The organism is Congregibacter variabilis, assembly GCF_045689235.1.
GTDB lineage: Bacteria > Pseudomonadota > Gammaproteobacteria > Pseudomonadales > Halieaceae > Congregibacter > Congregibacter variabilis.
Window position 1 is genome coordinate 2,761,209 of sequence record NZ_CP136864.1, and the last position, 14,344, is coordinate 2,775,552.

Annotated in this window: 12 protein-coding genes; 6 read left to right on the forward strand and 6 right to left on the reverse strand. The window is 55.9% G+C overall.

The features are described from left to right. Window positions 1–20 precede the first annotated feature (20 nt). The gene (gene rbsK, locus R0135_RS12250; RefSeq protein ID WP_407347146.1) at window positions 21–938 is read left to right on the forward strand and encodes a ribokinase; all 918 of its coding nucleotides are present in this window, start codon (window positions 21–23) and stop codon (window positions 936–938) included. A 90-nt stretch (window positions 939–1,028) separates the two neighbouring features. Beyond that, complete coding sequence (locus R0135_RS12255; RefSeq protein WP_407347147.1) at window positions 1,029–1,625, forward strand: YceI family protein; 597 nt, start codon at window positions 1,029–1,031, stop codon at window positions 1,623–1,625. Here the strand turns inward: R0135_RS12255 and R0135_RS12260 are convergent. Then, window positions 1,609–3,861 (reverse strand): tetratricopeptide repeat protein, encoded by a 2,253-nt coding sequence (locus R0135_RS12260; RefSeq protein ID WP_407347148.1) that lies wholly within the window; start codon window positions 3,859–3,861, stop codon window positions 1,609–1,611. The genes R0135_RS12255 and R0135_RS12260 overlap by 17 nt on opposite strands. 190 nt (window positions 3,862–4,051) lie before the next feature. On the opposite strand from R0135_RS12260, the gene R0135_RS12265 reads away from it, so the two are divergent. Then, window positions 4,052–4,753, forward strand: coding sequence for a glutamine amidotransferase-related protein (locus tag R0135_RS12265; protein WP_407347149.1), 702 nt, complete (start codon window positions 4,052–4,054; stop codon window positions 4,751–4,753). A gap of 45 nt (window positions 4,754–4,798) precedes the next feature. Here the strand turns inward: R0135_RS12265 and R0135_RS12270 are convergent, their stop codons facing one another. The 3 genes from R0135_RS12270 to R0135_RS12280 are packed head-to-tail and all read right to left on the reverse strand — an operon-like array spanning window position 4,799 to window position 8,002. Beyond that, entirely contained in the window at window positions 4,799–5,182 is a 384-nt protein-coding gene (locus R0135_RS12270; RefSeq protein ID WP_407347150.1) for an STAS domain-containing protein, read from the reverse strand. Between the two features lie 3 nt (window positions 5,183–5,185). Further along, on the reverse strand, window positions 5,186–7,552 hold the full coding sequence (locus tag R0135_RS12275) for a SpoIIE family protein phosphatase (protein WP_407347151.1): 2,367 nt from the start codon (window positions 7,550–7,552) through the stop codon (window positions 5,186–5,188). Window positions 7,553–7,561: 9 nt separating this feature from the next. Beyond that, window positions 7,562–8,002 (reverse strand): VOC family protein, encoded by a 441-nt coding sequence (locus tag R0135_RS12280; RefSeq protein WP_407347152.1) that lies wholly within the window; start codon window positions 8,000–8,002, stop codon window positions 7,562–7,564. Window positions 8,003–8,201: 199 nt separating this feature from the next. Here R0135_RS12280 and R0135_RS12285 point away from each other — a divergent pair, with 199 nt between their 5' ends. Genes R0135_RS12285 through selD form a run of 3 tightly spaced genes read left to right on the forward strand, consistent with a single transcriptional unit; the run spans window position 8,202 to window position 12,375 of the window. Then, the gene (locus R0135_RS12285) at window positions 8,202–9,080 is read left to right on the forward strand and encodes a recombination-associated protein RdgC (protein ID WP_407347153.1); all 879 of its coding nucleotides are present in this window, start codon (window positions 8,202–8,204) and stop codon (window positions 9,078–9,080) included. A 3-nt stretch (window positions 9,081–9,083) separates the two neighbouring features. Further along, the gene (gene mnmH / locus R0135_RS12290; protein ID WP_407347154.1) at window positions 9,084–10,187 is read left to right on the forward strand and encodes a tRNA 2-selenouridine(34) synthase MnmH; all 1,104 of its coding nucleotides are present in this window, start codon (window positions 9,084–9,086) and stop codon (window positions 10,185–10,187) included. Then, window positions 10,177–12,375, forward strand: a complete 2,199-nt coding sequence (gene selD / locus R0135_RS12295; protein WP_407347155.1) for a selenide, water dikinase SelD — start codon at window positions 10,177–10,179, stop codon at window positions 12,373–12,375. Before mnmH ends, selD begins: the two co-directional genes overlap by 11 nt. On the opposite strand, the gene R0135_RS12300 is transcribed toward selD, so the two are convergent. Continuing rightward, on the reverse strand, window positions 12,368–13,180 hold the full coding sequence (locus R0135_RS12300; RefSeq protein WP_407347156.1) for a LytR/AlgR family response regulator transcription factor: 813 nt from the start codon (window positions 13,178–13,180) through the stop codon (window positions 12,368–12,370). The two genes, selD and R0135_RS12300, sit on opposite strands and share 8 nt — an antisense overlap. Beyond that, a complete protein-coding gene (locus R0135_RS12305; RefSeq protein WP_407347157.1) occupies window positions 13,177–14,286 on the reverse strand; it encodes a sensor histidine kinase in 1,110 nt (369 codons plus the stop codon). The genes R0135_RS12300 and R0135_RS12305 overlap by 4 nt, the downstream gene beginning before the upstream one ends. Window positions 14,287–14,344: the final 58 nt, after the last annotated feature.

The following is a 14,344-nucleotide window of genomic DNA, read 5'->3' on the forward strand; positions in this document are numbered from 1 at the left end:
ATAAGAACGGAAGCACACATATGAAAATTGCTGTTATCGGCTCCTGCATGGTCGACCTCATCGCCTATACCGACACCGTCCCCAAGGCTGGAGAAACGCTGGTCGCCAACGAATTTGCTATGGGTTGTGGGGGTAAGGGCGCGAATCAGGCCGTCGCAGCCTCGAAACTTGGCGCGGATGTCCTGATGATGGGCCGCGTAGGTGACGACGCCTTTGCCGACAATACGCTGGCTAACTTCGAGAAGTATGGCGTTAGTACAAAGCACGTGAACAAGGTTCCCGGTGTTTCCAGTGGCGTCGCGCCTATATGGGTAGATGCGGATTCTCAGAACCGTATTTTGATTATTCCTGGCGCCAACATGCACCTGCTTCCTGCTGATCTCCATGCTGCTGCCGAAGAGCTAAAACAATGCAGCATGATTATCCTGCAGCTGGAGATTCCTTTAGAGACCGTTTACGCGGCCATCGATTTTGGTAACAGCAATGGTATTCCCGTACTGCTGAACCCAGCGCCGGCGAGTACCGAGCTTGATATCGATTACGCCTGTCGTTGCGATTACTTCGTGCCTAACGAGACTGAACTGGAGATTCTCACCGGCATGCCGGTAGGCAATGATGACGAGATTGCTGCCGCAGCTAGCACTCTTTTAGCAAAAGGACTCAAGAACCTCATTGTGACCCTTGGCGATAAGGGCGCATTGTGGATGCACGGTGATCAGCGACAGCATGTGAGTGCGCCCACGGTAAGCGCTGTGGATACGACCGGTGCCGGGGACGGATTTATTGGCTGCTTTGCCGCAGAGCTTGCGGCGGACACAGACGTTGCAACCGCACTTGGCCGTGCGGTGAGCTACGCCTCGCACAGTGTTACCGGCAAAGGTACGCAAACCTCCTATGCCACGGTAGACGAGTTTGCCAAGTGGCAGAGCTCACACTAAAGCCAGGCGCCGACCTGTTAATGCGCAGGGAAGCTGCTAGCCTTTAGCTTGTTGTTAGAAAACTACGAAATAAACACGAGAGAAAATGCAATGAAATTGCTGTCAAAAACGGTCACCACCTTAGCCGGTGCACTCCTGTTACTCACAAGCAGTCTTGGAGCCCTCGCAGATTGGGAGCTTGATGGCCAGCGGTCCACCGTGCAGTTTATGTCGGTGAAAAATGCCAGCGTGGCTGAGCTGCATCACTTTAGGGCTCTTACCGGCGGCATCAGTGATACCGGTGCAGCGCAGGTCGCGCTGGATTTAGACAGTGTGGAGACACTGGTACCGATTCGAAATCAGCGCATGCGCGAGCTGCTTTTTGAGACAGTGCGTTTTCCTGCCGCAATGCTGCGCGCCGAAGTACCCCCCTCACTGACGAAATTACCTGTGGGTGAAACTCGCGATACATCCATAGAGGTCGAGGTCGATCTTCATGGAACGACGCAGTCTTATCTTGCCGAGGTGCTGGTAACACGCCTTAATGACGGTGGCTTGCAGGTCGTGATCAGCGAGCCCATTGTGGTGAAAGCGGCAGACTTTGGTCTCGATGGAGGCATCGAAATTCTTCGAGAAGTTGCAGGACTTAAAAGCATCAGTACTGCTGTACCCGTTTCGGGACAGCTGGTTTTTACGCCTCCGGGTTAACTCCCAGGCTGGCGGCCAAACGTCGGTAGTTTTGATTCTGCGGTGCCAGCAAGATCAGCTTTTTAACATAGCGCCCGGCAAGATCACGATTGCCGCTTTCCACGCTGTAGTTCGCTAGCGCCAGCAAAACCTGCTCATCTGCGGGCAGTGCGTTGTGTAGCTGTCCCAGGGTGGCTAGCGCGCCCGTCATATCGCCAAAGTCATGTTGGGCCACTCCGTAAACAAAGCGGTGGCGCGAGCCGACTGTCTCAACGGCGGCGGCTTTGCCGAGCCAGGCCAGCGCTGCATCGCGATTGCCACCCCGAGCTTCCAGCAAACCCAGCGCATGCATGGCATCACCGCTTTGAGGGCTGACCTTAAGTGCCGCTTCCAGTTGACTCTTTGCTTCGCTCTCACGGTCTTGCCCGCGTAACAGATCAGCAAGATTCAGATAGGCAGATATGAGCTGAGGGTTTAGTGCCAGTGCTTCTCGGTACGCGGCTTCTGCAGCGGGAAAATCACCCCGGTTCATATTAAAAATACCCAGCTGCATATTTATAGCGGGCATATCGAGATGTTGCCTTTGCACAGCTTTGTATTCGTCGAACAAGGCCAGCAGTGACTGTTGCCGCTCGGCGCCAAGCTCGGCCAGAGGAACCGGGGCAAGGCTCATGGCGACTTCCATACGGACCCCGGTCACTGGGTCTTTGATCAATGGGGCCAGAGCCAGATAGCGGCGCATGGGAGGAAGCGACTGCAATGCTCTCACTGCGGATATGCGTAACAGAGGGTCGTCAGATATGAGTAATCCTTGGGCGACCTGCAACACACCCTGTGCACCACTGGCAGAGACCCGATCCAACGCGGTTGCCCGCCAGATTGAACTTGCTGTTTCGTCTGCGGCCAGTTCCAGCAGTGTGGGAACACTGCGGCTATCGCCGCGCTGCAACGCCGCCATGGCAACGGCGGGATGGTTGCTGCTATTTCCAAAGCTGCTACCCCAGTCGCGCAAAGCATTCAGAGCCCAATCGGGTGATTGGTCAGTGTGACACTGAGTGCAGGCGTTAGGTGTTCCGATCATCACGCTCAGGTCTGGGCGTGGGATGCGCATGGAGTGATCGCGGCGCGCGTCAACACCCATGTAGGTTTGTGCGGGCATATGGCAATTTACGCACTGTGCGCCCGGCGAGTTGGCCGGGTGATTATGGTGCTGCGGCGAATCAAAGACCTCAGCCTTGTGGCATTGGGCGCAAACTCCATTACCCTTCGCACGAAGCTCATTGGAATGTGGTTCGTGGCAGTTGGCGCAGACCACGCCCGCCTGCGACATTTTGCTTTGCACAAAGGAGCCATACACGTACACCTCATCCAGAATCTGTCCGTCGTGGTGATACAGCGGTTGCCCCAGCAAAGAGAGTCGGTGGGTGTCCGATAGAGGCTTTCCGTGCTCGTAGTCTCCAAGAGTGCCTCGGCGCGCATGGCAGCGGCCGCAGCTATCGATCTGACGCTGATCGGTAAGCGGCGTTTTGCGCCGCGCGATGGATTCACCCTCGGGGAAGTACCATCGCCCCCGGGCGCTCAAGTCTGTTTGCAGGCCTGTAGGTGAGTCGCTTGCAAGACGTCCCTCGTACCCTAAGGCCACATGTTGACTCCCGGGGCCGTGACAGGCTTCGCAGCTGACGTCTTCTTCAAAGAATGTGGTTGCAAAGGTTCTACTGCTTGCCTGATAGTTTTTTTGTACATCGGTGCTATGACATTCGGCGCAGCGCGTGTTCCAGTTCAGATAAGGGCCGGTCCAGTGCAGAGGGTCGTCGTAGAGGATCTCTTCATCAGGGAAAAGGTGGTACCAACGTTGCCCGCCTTCATCCGCCGGGCGGCTATCCCAGGCGATGGCCAGGGCCTGCAGGCGCCCATCTTCCATGGGCAAAAGATATTGTTGCAGCGGATCCACACCAAACACCCAGGCCACCTGATACTCACTCATGCTGCCGTCGGGTCCATCTGTGCGCACAAAGTAATTGCCGTCGCGGGTAAGAAACCGGGTTTGCACACCAAAGTACTCAAAGCTGGCGTTATCAAAGTCTCCCAAGACAGTGTCAGGAGCCGGTTTTTGCATAGCGAGATCGTGGTGAGAACCCTGCCACTGGGTGTGTTCGCTTTTGTGGCAGCCGGAGCAGGTGTCGCTACCAACGAATGTGGCAGTTGTCGCGTCTGCAGCAATACCGCTGCCAGCAACACAGCTGAGTAACAGTGCCATGGCAATGCGAGTTTTCGCTCTCGAATGAGTGAAAATTCGACGCAGAAAGAGGCTGCGCAGAGGCGCTGTAAAAACACGATTTCTCATGCGTGCATGGTAACGCACTCTGGGCCTCCCTCTTGCGGGATATAGACAGTTGGTGATCAGGATTCGTAGACTTCGCTCCTTACTTCTTGTCGGGATGTAATCCGTGAAAGTTGGAATTTTAAAAACTGATGCAGTGCGTGATGAGTGGGTCGGCGAATTCGGGGAGTATCCGGATATGTTTGCCAAGCTACTAGGCAGCAGAGACGCTGATCTTGAGTTTGTCACCTACGACGTTCGCCTGGGCGAGTACCCAGATGAGATTGATGAAGTAGACGCTTATCTCATGACGGGCAGCCGACACAGTGTGTATGACGACCTTCCCTGGATAGAGCCGCTGATGAACTTTGTGCGCGAACTCGATGCCAGAGGTAAAAAGCTCGTGGGTATTTGCTTTGGGCATCAGCTCATCGCTCAGGCTCTGGGCGGACGTACAGAAAAAGCGGGTGCTGGCTGGGGCGTTGGCATGCATCGGCATCGTTTTTCCCAGCGGCCTGATTGGTTTGACGATGGAGATCTTGAGTTTCCGATTCTGGTTACGCATCAGGATCAGGTAACCCTGAATGCTCCCAACGCGAAGGTGCTGGCGAGCAGCGACTTTTGTCCTAATGCGGTTTGTCAGATTGGCGAGCATATTCTGACATTGCAGGGACACCCTGAATTTGTGAACGATTACTCTCGGGCAATCATGGAGTTTCGTCGAGAGATCGTGACGGAGCCCGTCTACCAATCAGGTATTGCATCTCTTTCTGAGGAGCCGGCCACAGAGCGTATGGCTCAGTGGATACTGCGATTTTTAAGAAAATAGAAGCAGATAGCTGAGGAAGACAAATCAGGCTGCTGAGACCGAGCCTTAGTGAGAACCCAAATCCCGCACTTTGGCCTGCATCGCATCCAGGTATTCATCCAGTTCGGCATCATTAGAGAAAACTGCCATATCAGGTAAGGCCTGAAGAATTTCAAAGACTTTTTCTATCTGTGGCTGACGGTTGGCAACAGCGAGACTGCGCCCGGCACTTTTGAGCTGCTTTGCGGCTTTGAAAATGACCCTCAGACCGGCGGAGCTGACGTAGTCCAGCGCCTTCATGTCCAGAAGAACCATTTGCCAGCCATCGGCGATAGCAGTGGCGAGCGTGGCTTCAAAGCCCGGTGCAGTATCGGTGTTCAGGCCGCCAATCATACTCACGCGAAGAAGGGATTTGTCTTTATCTTCGTGGAGTTGGGTATCGAGGTTCATGGTTCAATCTCCGGTGGCGGTGCTTGTTCCGTCTAGCGGTAGGTTCATTCGTAAGCGGAGTATATTGCGACCCTCCTCACGGTGATAGGACTGTCGTGTGGTGAGCCGCGTTATCAGATGCAGTCCCAAGCCACCGATGCTGGCCTCTTCTGTGCTTTGGCCCAGGGCGGAGCGCTGGGCTTCTTGCAGCGGGTTGTAGGCGTGACCGGGATCGATGCACTGAAGTTCAACGCGATCGCTGAAGCGCTCCAGACCGAGGCTGAGCGTAGCCTTGTCTCCTACTTCGGCGTAGTCACGGATATTGCAGACCACCTCTTCGAGCACCAGCTGCATATCGTGAAGCGCATTTTCTGGCAGGCCCTGGGCTTGCCATTGATTCTCGAGCCAGCGTGCGGCCTGAGCAGGCAAGGCGGAATTAATCTCCAGAGAGCTGTGCTCCGATTGCAAAGCCGCGCGTCGCTCGCCCGGCACTTCCAGGAGCATCAGGGACATATCGTCAAACTGCACAGCGCCGTCAGTAAATTTGTCCACGGCAGCAAATATCGCCTCTCCGGCTTCATCTAATGGAAGGATATCCGGACCAGCAAGAATCTCACACAGCGCCGCTTCTCCGAGCATCTTGTCTGCGGTGTTCTGCGCCTCATCAAAACCGTCGGTGTAAATCACGAGCCGATCATCCCTTTGAAGTTGCAGGTGATTGACGGGAAAGCTGAGTCCTTCTTGAAGCCCCAGGGCTGGGCCTCGCTCCTGTTCAAGCAGGGTCGTCAGTCCCTCGCGCAGTAACACCGGTGCACTGTGACCGGCGCTCGCGAAGCGTAGCTCCAGAGTATCGAGGTTAAGCACGCCCATAAACAGCGTGAGAAACATACAGTTGTCGTTGTCTCGAGTTAATCCTTCGTTGAGCTGCTGTAATGCTATTTCTGGGGGGACAGTGGCAGGCAGGACCTCCCACTGCTGAATCAGGCTGATTGCCCTGGCCATAAACAGTGCCGCCGGTACACCTTTGTCAGAAACATCGCCGATGGTTATGAGCAGTTGCTGTCCGACCTGATGGAAAGAATAAAGATCGCCCCCCACGGCGCGCGCGGGTCGCACGTGCGCCCAGAGGTCCACAGACTCCCCATGTAGCTCGGCCTTGCCGCCTTGCGGGAGCATTGCCATCTGTATCTCGCGTGCCGCGCTCAGCTCGCCATCCATCCTGCTTCGCTGTGCTGCCGCGGATTCGAGATCGCGGATATAGTGGCCCAGATCTTGTCGCATGCTGTCAAAGGCATTGACCAGCTGACCGACCTCATCAGTGGCTTTTACTTCGGGGAGAGGCACATCAAGCTCGCCTCTGGCAATCGATTGGCTTGCCGCAGATAGAGCGACGAGTGGCGCTATGAGCCGTTTGGTAATCATGCTGACCACAACAGCCATAAGGATGAGCATTCCTGCGCCCATAACCAGTAGACGCATTTGATAATCACGCAGGGGCCCAAGCAAGGTCTCTTCGGAATAAACAACGCCAACGCTCCACTGACTGTTTTCTATTGCTGCGACGCGCAGTTGGCATAGCCCCTGGCCTGAGAGGCAGCTGACGGTGGTGCGTCTGGGGTCGGCGCTTGTGTCCTTGAGCCACTCTCCCCAGTTTGAAACCTCTTCACTGTCCAGAACCTCAGCTATAGGTGCGCTAATGACTTTTTGCTCAGGAGCGCCTATCAATGTGCCCCGGGACGTGAGCAAAAATCCGAAGCCCTCACTGTCGATACTCAAGTCGTCCAGGTACTCGTAAAGATCTGTGAGACGCAGATCGATGGTCGCCACGCCAATAAAGGCCCTTGCACCGTTAACTGTCTGACGATAGAGAGGCGCAGAGAAGGTGGTTATCTGGGCTTTGACTCCGGTGGGTTCAAAGTAGGGCTCCACCCATGCTGCGCGTCCCGAATCTCTGATTTTGGCAAACCAGGGCTCTTCCCAGTAGGGGGCGCGCGCGCCGGTAAGGTTTGTTCGCTGAAGGCTGCCAGCCTTACGATAAAGGTAGGGCGCCAAGCCTTGAGACGAGCTCGTGTAGGCAGTATCCAGCGCAATAGCGGCGGCAAATATATGAGGGTTGCTGTCGAGTACGCTGCGCAAGACGGTATCTATCCTGCTTTCGTTGGGCACCTCCTCTATAGCCTCCCCCAAAAACCGTACAGAAGCCTCCAGTCCCGTAGTAAGTTCCGCAATGCGTAGCACAGCGGCGGAGATAGAGCCGCGTGCCCCCTGTTCCAGACTATCCACAATCCGCTCCCGGGATATGGAATAGTCAATAAACAGCCCCCCTGTAATGACTACTGCGGCCACCGTGGTGACCCGGACAATGAGCCGTGTGGCGAAGGACTGGTTCACCGGCGCTGCTTACCAGCTGCCGGTATTGGGCATGGATGTCCAGGGTTCCTGAGGCGCAAGGGATTCGCCGGCCTGAAGCAGCTCGATGGAGATGCCATCGGGAGAGCGTACAAACGCCATGTGACCGTCTCGTGGAGGACGATTGATCGTGACGCCGCCATCCATCAATTGCTGACAGGTCGCGTAGATATCATCTACGCGATAGGCCAGGTGGCCAAAATTGCGCCCGCCGTCGTATTCCTCGGGGTCCCAGTTGTGGGTGATTTCAACCATCGGCGCGTTGTTATCACCAGATTCTGCGATGTCTCCGGGAGCTGCCAGAAACACCAGGGTAAAGCGGCCTTGCTCGCTGTCGTAGCGGCTGGTTTCCACCAGGCCCAGCTTGTTGCAGTAAAAGTCCAATGTTTCTGTGAGATCGCGCGCGCGAACCATGGTGTGCAGATAGCGCATGTAAGTCATCCTGTTAAACAAAAGTGTCCTGATACTAGGCAGCTGCCCGCCCGGCGGCAAGTCTATGGTGATTGCTTGGGTTCTCGGGTTCATATCGCGGTGTTCTTGTCGTGGTATTGGCCGACTGCTTGTGTAGAATGTGCCGCCCTTTCGCCGGACAATCTTAGCTATGTGGTTCAAAAATCTGCGGGCATACCGCATGACTCGCGGCCTTGAGTTTTCTGCGCAGCAGCTTGAAGAAAAGCTCTCTACTCGGGAGTTCAAAGCCTGCACTCCAGCCCAGCCCCTATCCGTGGGCTGGGTTCCTGCGCTTGGCGAGGGCGCGCAAACCCTTGTGCACTCTGCCGATGGTCGTCTAATGATCTGCCTGCGCCGGGAAGAGAAAATTCTTCCACCTTCTGTGGTGCGTGACCTGGTAAAAGAGCGTGTGGAGGGCATTGAGGCGCAGCAGGGACGAAAGGTCTACCGTAAAGAGAAGCTTTCGCTTAAAGACGAGGTCACGCAGGACTGTCTGCCCCGAGCGTTTAGCCGCCATGCCGAACTGCGCTTGATTATCGACCCGCAGGCTCGCTGGGTGCTGGTGGACTCTGCGAGTGCCTCCCGGGCCGAAGAAGCTCTGAACCTGTTGCGAGAATGTGTCGGTAGCTTTCCGGTGATCTTGCCTCAGACCGCCCATGCACCTGCGGCAGCCATGACCAGTTGGTTGGCCCATTCCAGTCTCCCACAAGACCTGCAGGCCCGGGATGAGTGCGAGCTTCGGGATGTGGGCGAGCAGGCTGCGGTGGTACGCTGTCGCGGGCTTGATCTTTACAGTGATGAGGTGCGTCAGCATCTACAAGGAACCACGCAGGTGGTGCGCATCGCCCTGGGGTGGAACGAGCAGCTGCAGTTTGTGTTGGGTGATGATCTTTGTCTTCGCCGACTCAAGTTTTCGGAGTCTCTGGTCAAGGAGAACGATGAATTGATGGATGAAGATCGCCTGGCGCGAATGGACGCGGATTTTGCGCTCATGGCGCCAGCGCTTACCGCCATACAGGATCGTCTCATCGCGCTCTTCGGTGGCGAAGACAACAGCTAGCGCATGACATCCCGGGGTGACAGCGCTGACTACGCCCGTCTGTTTTTAGCAGACACCCCTTTGCTTGATACTCGCGCACCCACAGAGTTTGCTGCAGGGGCCTTCCCATGCGCACAAAGCCTGCCGCTTATGAGTGATGATGAGCGGGCGGCGGTGGGGACCTGTTATAAGCAGCAGGGACAGGAAGCGGCGATTGCGCTGGGTCACCAGTTGGTTGCCGGCGATTTGCGTGAGCAAAGAATGACCCGCTGGAAACAGTTTGCCAGTGAGCATCCTGATGGCTATCTCTACTGCTTTCGCGGCGGCCTGCGATCGCAGTTGGTGCAGCAGTGGTTGCGTGACAGTGGCGTCGATTACCCGCGAATCACCGGTGGCTACAAGGCCATGCGGCGTTTTCTTATTGATACCCTGGATACCTTATCCCAGCGGGCCGAAATCCTTTTGATTGCCGGCGCAACGGGTACCGGAAAAACCCGTCTCATTAATGAACTTCCCAGATCTATCGACCTTGAAGGCCTGGCAAAACATCGTGGTTCAGCCTTTGGGCGACTGATCGAAGAACAGCCCACTCAAATCGACTTTGAAAACGCGCTTGCTATCGCTCTGCTAAAGCTCTCCCAAGCCGAAGGCCCGGTGATACTCGAGGATGAAGGGCAGCTCATTGGCCGTTTAGCGCTGCCGGACTCGCTGCGTAAACGCATGAGCGAGGCTTCGCTACTGGTTCTTGAGTATCCGGTGGAGGAGCGTGTTCAGGTAGTTTTCGAAGACTACATCCTCGATCTCGGAGAGCGTTTTCGACAAGTTCACGGCCAGGCGAGTGTGAATGCCCACTGTGAGAGACTGCTGGGCGATCTTGAGCGCACCAAAAAACGTCTGGGGGGCGAGCGCTACCAACAGATAGCCAAACTCATGCAGTCGGCATTTGATACACAGCAACACACCGGGAATGCCGAGGAGCACCGGGAGTGGATTCGGCGCATGCTCGTTGATTATTACGACCCAATGTATGCCTACCAACTCTCCAGACGCGAAGGACGTCGCCTGTGCAGCGGAGACCGCAGTCAACTGCGCGCGTTTTTGAGCGAGCGGCTCGTCGATGCTAGCTAGGGAGCCTGCGCAGCAGGATCTGGTACTGGTAGGCGGAGGTCACAGTCACGTGCTGGTGCTGCGACAGCTGGCGATGGCTCGACCGTCCGGGCTGCGAATAACATTGATCTCCCCTGCGGTATTCACACCTTACTCGGGCATGCTCCCGGGTTTATTAGCCGGGCACTATGGCTTTGAAGAAACCCATATCGACCTGCGGCGTCTTTGCCAATGGGCGGGCGTACGCTTTTTGGTAGATACCGTGGAGTCCCTCGATCCCCGGGCCCGCCGCCTGCATTGCCGGGCACGTAAACAAGTCGGTTATGACGTTTTATCCATTGATATTGGCTCTGAGCCAGAGTTGGATTCGGTTCCCGGCGCGCGGGAGTTTTCCATCCCGGTAAAGCCGGTGGCAGGGCTTTGGAATCGCTGGGAGTCATTGGCACGCGACGACGACTTGGCAAGCCGCCGTATTGCTATTGTCGGTGGAGGTGCCGGCAGTGTTGAGATCGCGCTAGCCGTTGCGCATCGCCTGGGTGAACAAAAGCCGGCCATCGCCCTTTACTGTGGTGGCCAGCAGATATTGGCGGGCTACACGCGAGGTGTGCAACGGGCTGTGGAACGCCAACTGGAAACCCTCGGCGTCTCGCTACTGTGCGGTCATCGCGTTAGCGAGGTTACAAGCACCCGGCTGCAATTTGATTCGGCAGATGCCGCGCACTACGACACTCTCATCTGGTGTACCGGTGCAGCCGCTGCACCTTGGATAAAGCAAAGTGGGCTGCCCGTTGATGAGCGCGGGTTCATGCGGATTGAGGACAGTCTGCAAAGCACGGAATTTCCCAATGTTTTTGGCGCCGGTGATATCGCCACCCAGTATCGACATCCCAGACCGAAGGCGGGTGTGTATGCGGTGCGGCAGGGGCCGGTTCTCGCCGATAATCTTGGATCATTTGTTACGGGAGCTCCGCTGCGCAATCACAAGCCTCAGACGGGGTTCCTTTCTATGTTGGCATTAGGTCCAAAGTTGGCCGTGGCGCAGCGTAATGGTCTCAGCGTCCGTGGTGCCTGGGTTTGGCGCTGGAAAGATCGCATTGACCGGGAGTTTATGCAGCGCTTTAGCAACTTGCCGACGCTCGAAATGGGCGGCTCTGAAAAAACACAGAACTCCCGGGACCCCTCCCCACAGCAAGCTCCCTGTGGTGGTTGTGGTGCCAAAGTATCCGGCGATGCGCTGCATGCGGTGCTTGGCGAGTTGCGCGAGCTGTATCCAGAGCTTATGCCTGAGGCCGGAGCTCTTGATGACGCGGCACCTCTGGAAACCACGCTGTCTGTTGTGCAGTCTCTGGATGCCATAAGGGGGCTTGTAGACGACCCCTGGCGCATGGGCCGCATTGCAGCTCAACATGCGCTGTCAGACCTTTATGCCAGCGGTGCCCAGCCACACTCCGCCCTGGCGTTGGTGACACTGCCCTTTGCGGCGCCGTCATTGCTGCACAGAGACTTACGCTTCGTTCTGGAGGGTGCTTTGTCGGTGTTTGAAGAATCGGGCTGCCGACTCAATGGGGGCCACAGCATGCAGGGACCCGAGCTACAGTTGGGCTTTGCGGTCAACGGCGTCTTGCAAGTAGGGTGCTCGGCGCTGCACAAGCGCGGCGCTGGTGCGGGAGATCAGCTCCTGATAAGCAAAAAACTGGGTAGCGGTGCGATATGCGCGGCGCATATGCAGGGCCTGATCGATGGCCGTCATGTTGAAGACGCGTTGATGAGCATGGAGCAGAGTAACGCCATTGCTGCCGCGGTGGCTCGGGACTTCAATGCTACAGCAGTCACTGACATTACTGGCTTTGGTTTGGCGGGGCACTTATTGGAAATGCTTGATGAGACGCTCTGTGCAGAATTATGTCTGGATCAGCTTCCGGTCATGCCAGGTGCTCTGCAGGCCATGGCTGAAGGGGTATTCAGCACTTTGCATGAGCCAAACCGTCAGGCTCTGGCAGAGCGTTGGTTACTGCCCGCGCAGTCGCCACTGCAGGCTCAGTTACTGTTTGATCCGCAGACCAGTGGTGGCCTTTTAATGGCGTTCCCGGGGACGCAGGCCCAGGCCGCCCGGCGGGCGTTGCAAGATCGGGGTGTTGAATCGACGATTATCGGAACGGTTAAAGAAGCTGTCAGCGGTGCGGCTACACCGGTTTTGAGTTTTAGCTGACAAGAAACTCTCGAATACGATCCTTGTAACTTCGACTCACTTTTAACTGGGTGCCGCCCTCCAGATTGAGGAGGTATTCACCGTTAGTTAGGGTCTGAGCACCAGTCACACAGCGATTGTTAACGATGGTTGAGCGGTGAACTCGCAAAAATACGGCCGGATTCAGCATTCCCTCAAGCTGCTTCATGGTGATGCGCATGATGTGCGTTTTGCCCGAGGCGTGGATACACATGTAGTCCCCCGCCGCGTCTACCCATTCAATGTCTGTGACACGAATAAATTGAATATCGTTGCCGTCCTTGACGGTGATTTTCTCTGGCCAGCTATCCCCATTACCGCCGCTACCTTCGACCATGGCTTCTACTCCGGCGGCGCTTTCACCGGTCATGCTCATCAATAACTTGACGAGTTTTTCCTTGCCGGAGGTGCTGGCTTCCTGTTCGCGATGGGCGATGGCACGCTGCACGGCTTCGTGGAGGCGATCGTCTTCTATGGGCTTGAGTACATAGTCGATGGCATGGACCTTAAAGGCATCCACCGCATACTCGTTGTAGGCCGTCACAAAGATCACCATAGGCATGTCATCGCCCTGGAGGTTCTCGACTACCTCGAAGCCGTCCATGCCGGGCATCTGTATATCCAAAAACAGTAAATCCGGATTGTGTTGGGCAACGGCACGCAGCGCCTCCTCTCCATTAGTACACTCGGCAATGACGTCTACTTCTGGTAGTTGCTGCAAACGGACGGACAGTCCACGTCGCGCTAGATGTTCATCGTCGACAATGATCGCGGATAAGGTGCTCATGCAGCCTCCTGTGTGGCGTAGCTAAGTGGTATGCAAATGGTAATCGTGAGGCCGTGGGGTTCGGTAGAGCTAAGGCGAAAGCTTTGTTTTTTTCCGTAAATTTGTGTGAGCCGTTCTCGGGTATTGGCAAGTCCCACACCCCCACCTTTGGGTAGACGACCCTGGCGGAGATCCAGCCCCGGCCCGTCATCGGCAACAGACAGTTGCAGGCAGCCGTCCTCAACACTGGCCGAAACGGCAATAGAGCCCCCATTGATGGATCGCGACACGGCATACTTGATGGAGTTTTCTACCAGAGGTTGTAGTAATAGCGAGGGCATTAAGGCCTGCTGGGCATCTTCACTGATCGCAAAGTGCAGAGTGAGCCTCTCGGCGAAGCGCACTTCCTCGATATCCAGGTACAGCTTTAAGGATTCGACCTCCTCTGCAACGGTGATTTGCTGCATGGGGTCATTGTCCAGGGAGTAACGCAAGAACCGTGAGAGTTTCATGACCATGCCATTGGCAAGCTCGGTGTCTTTATCGAGGATCAGCGTCGAGATGGCGTTAAGCGTGTTGAACAGAAAGTGGGGATTTAGCTGATAGCGAAGCATTTTTAGCTGGGCTTCATGGGCCATGGATATGGCTTTCAGGTAGCGCTGCTTTTCTTCCTGATTCAGCAGGTAGTACTTGATGCCAAAATATAGGGCGCTCCATACCAGCATCACCGAGACGCCGGAAATGGAATTGCTAAAGTACATGGCGAGGGTATTCAGGCGTTCGGGTTCCAGTTTCTCGAGCTCTTCGGGAAACAGGTTGTAAAAAAGCACCGAGCGACAGAGCACCCAGACCACGCCTGCGCAGTAGGAGGCTCCCAAAATTGCAAATGCCCGGGTCCCCAATGCTCGATCCCAGGTCACGCGATAAACCCAGCGTAGCGCCAGGGTAATAAACATACCGATTGAGACGATTATGGGGAGGTAAACCAGATAATTTTCCGGTGGCTCGCCCCAAACGATAATGCCCAGATAAAACGTAGCCGCCCAGCTGCTCCAACCCCCAAGTTGCAGGAGCCAGAAGAGCCGTCGCTTGTCTTCAATAACGCGATCGAGAGGCATAACATCCATTATAAAGAGACTGACGCGTCCTGCGACCTGTGTTTTTCGTGGCTTGTCGCATAATCGA

What these genes read in the sequence shown, in the direction of transcription:
- rbsK (WP_407347146.1), top strand. Translation starts at nt 21, where the DNA reads ATGAAAATTGCTGTTATCGGCTCCTGCATGGTCGACCTCATCGCCTAT.
- R0135_RS12255 (WP_407347147.1), top strand. Translation starts at nt 1,029, where the DNA reads ATGAAATTGCTGTCAAAAACGGTCACCACCTTAGCCGGTGCACTCCTG.
- R0135_RS12260 (WP_407347148.1), bottom strand. Translation starts at nt 3,861, where the DNA reads ATGGCACTGTTACTCAGCTGTGTTGCTGGCAGCGGTATTGCTGCAGAC.
- R0135_RS12270 (WP_407347150.1), bottom strand. Translation starts at nt 5,182, where the DNA reads ATGAACCTCGATACCCAACTCCACGAAGATAAAGACAAATCCCTTCTT.
- R0135_RS12280 (WP_407347152.1), bottom strand. Translation starts at nt 8,002, where the DNA reads ATGCGCTATCTGCACACCATGGTTCGCGCGCGCGATCTCACAGAAACA.
- R0135_RS12285 (WP_407347153.1), top strand. Translation starts at nt 8,202, where the DNA reads ATGACTCGCGGCCTTGAGTTTTCTGCGCAGCAGCTTGAAGAAAAGCTC.
- mnmH (WP_407347154.1), top strand. Translation starts at nt 9,084, where the DNA reads ATGACATCCCGGGGTGACAGCGCTGACTACGCCCGTCTGTTTTTAGCA.
- selD (WP_407347155.1), top strand. Translation starts at nt 10,177, where the DNA reads ATGCTAGCTAGGGAGCCTGCGCAGCAGGATCTGGTACTGGTAGGCGGA.
- R0135_RS12300 (WP_407347156.1), bottom strand. Translation starts at nt 13,180, where the DNA reads ATGAGCACCTTATCCGCGATCATTGTCGACGATGAACATCTAGCGCGA.
- R0135_RS12305 (WP_407347157.1), bottom strand. Translation starts at nt 14,286, where the DNA reads ATGGATGTTATGCCTCTCGATCGCGTTATTGAAGACAAGCGACGGCTC.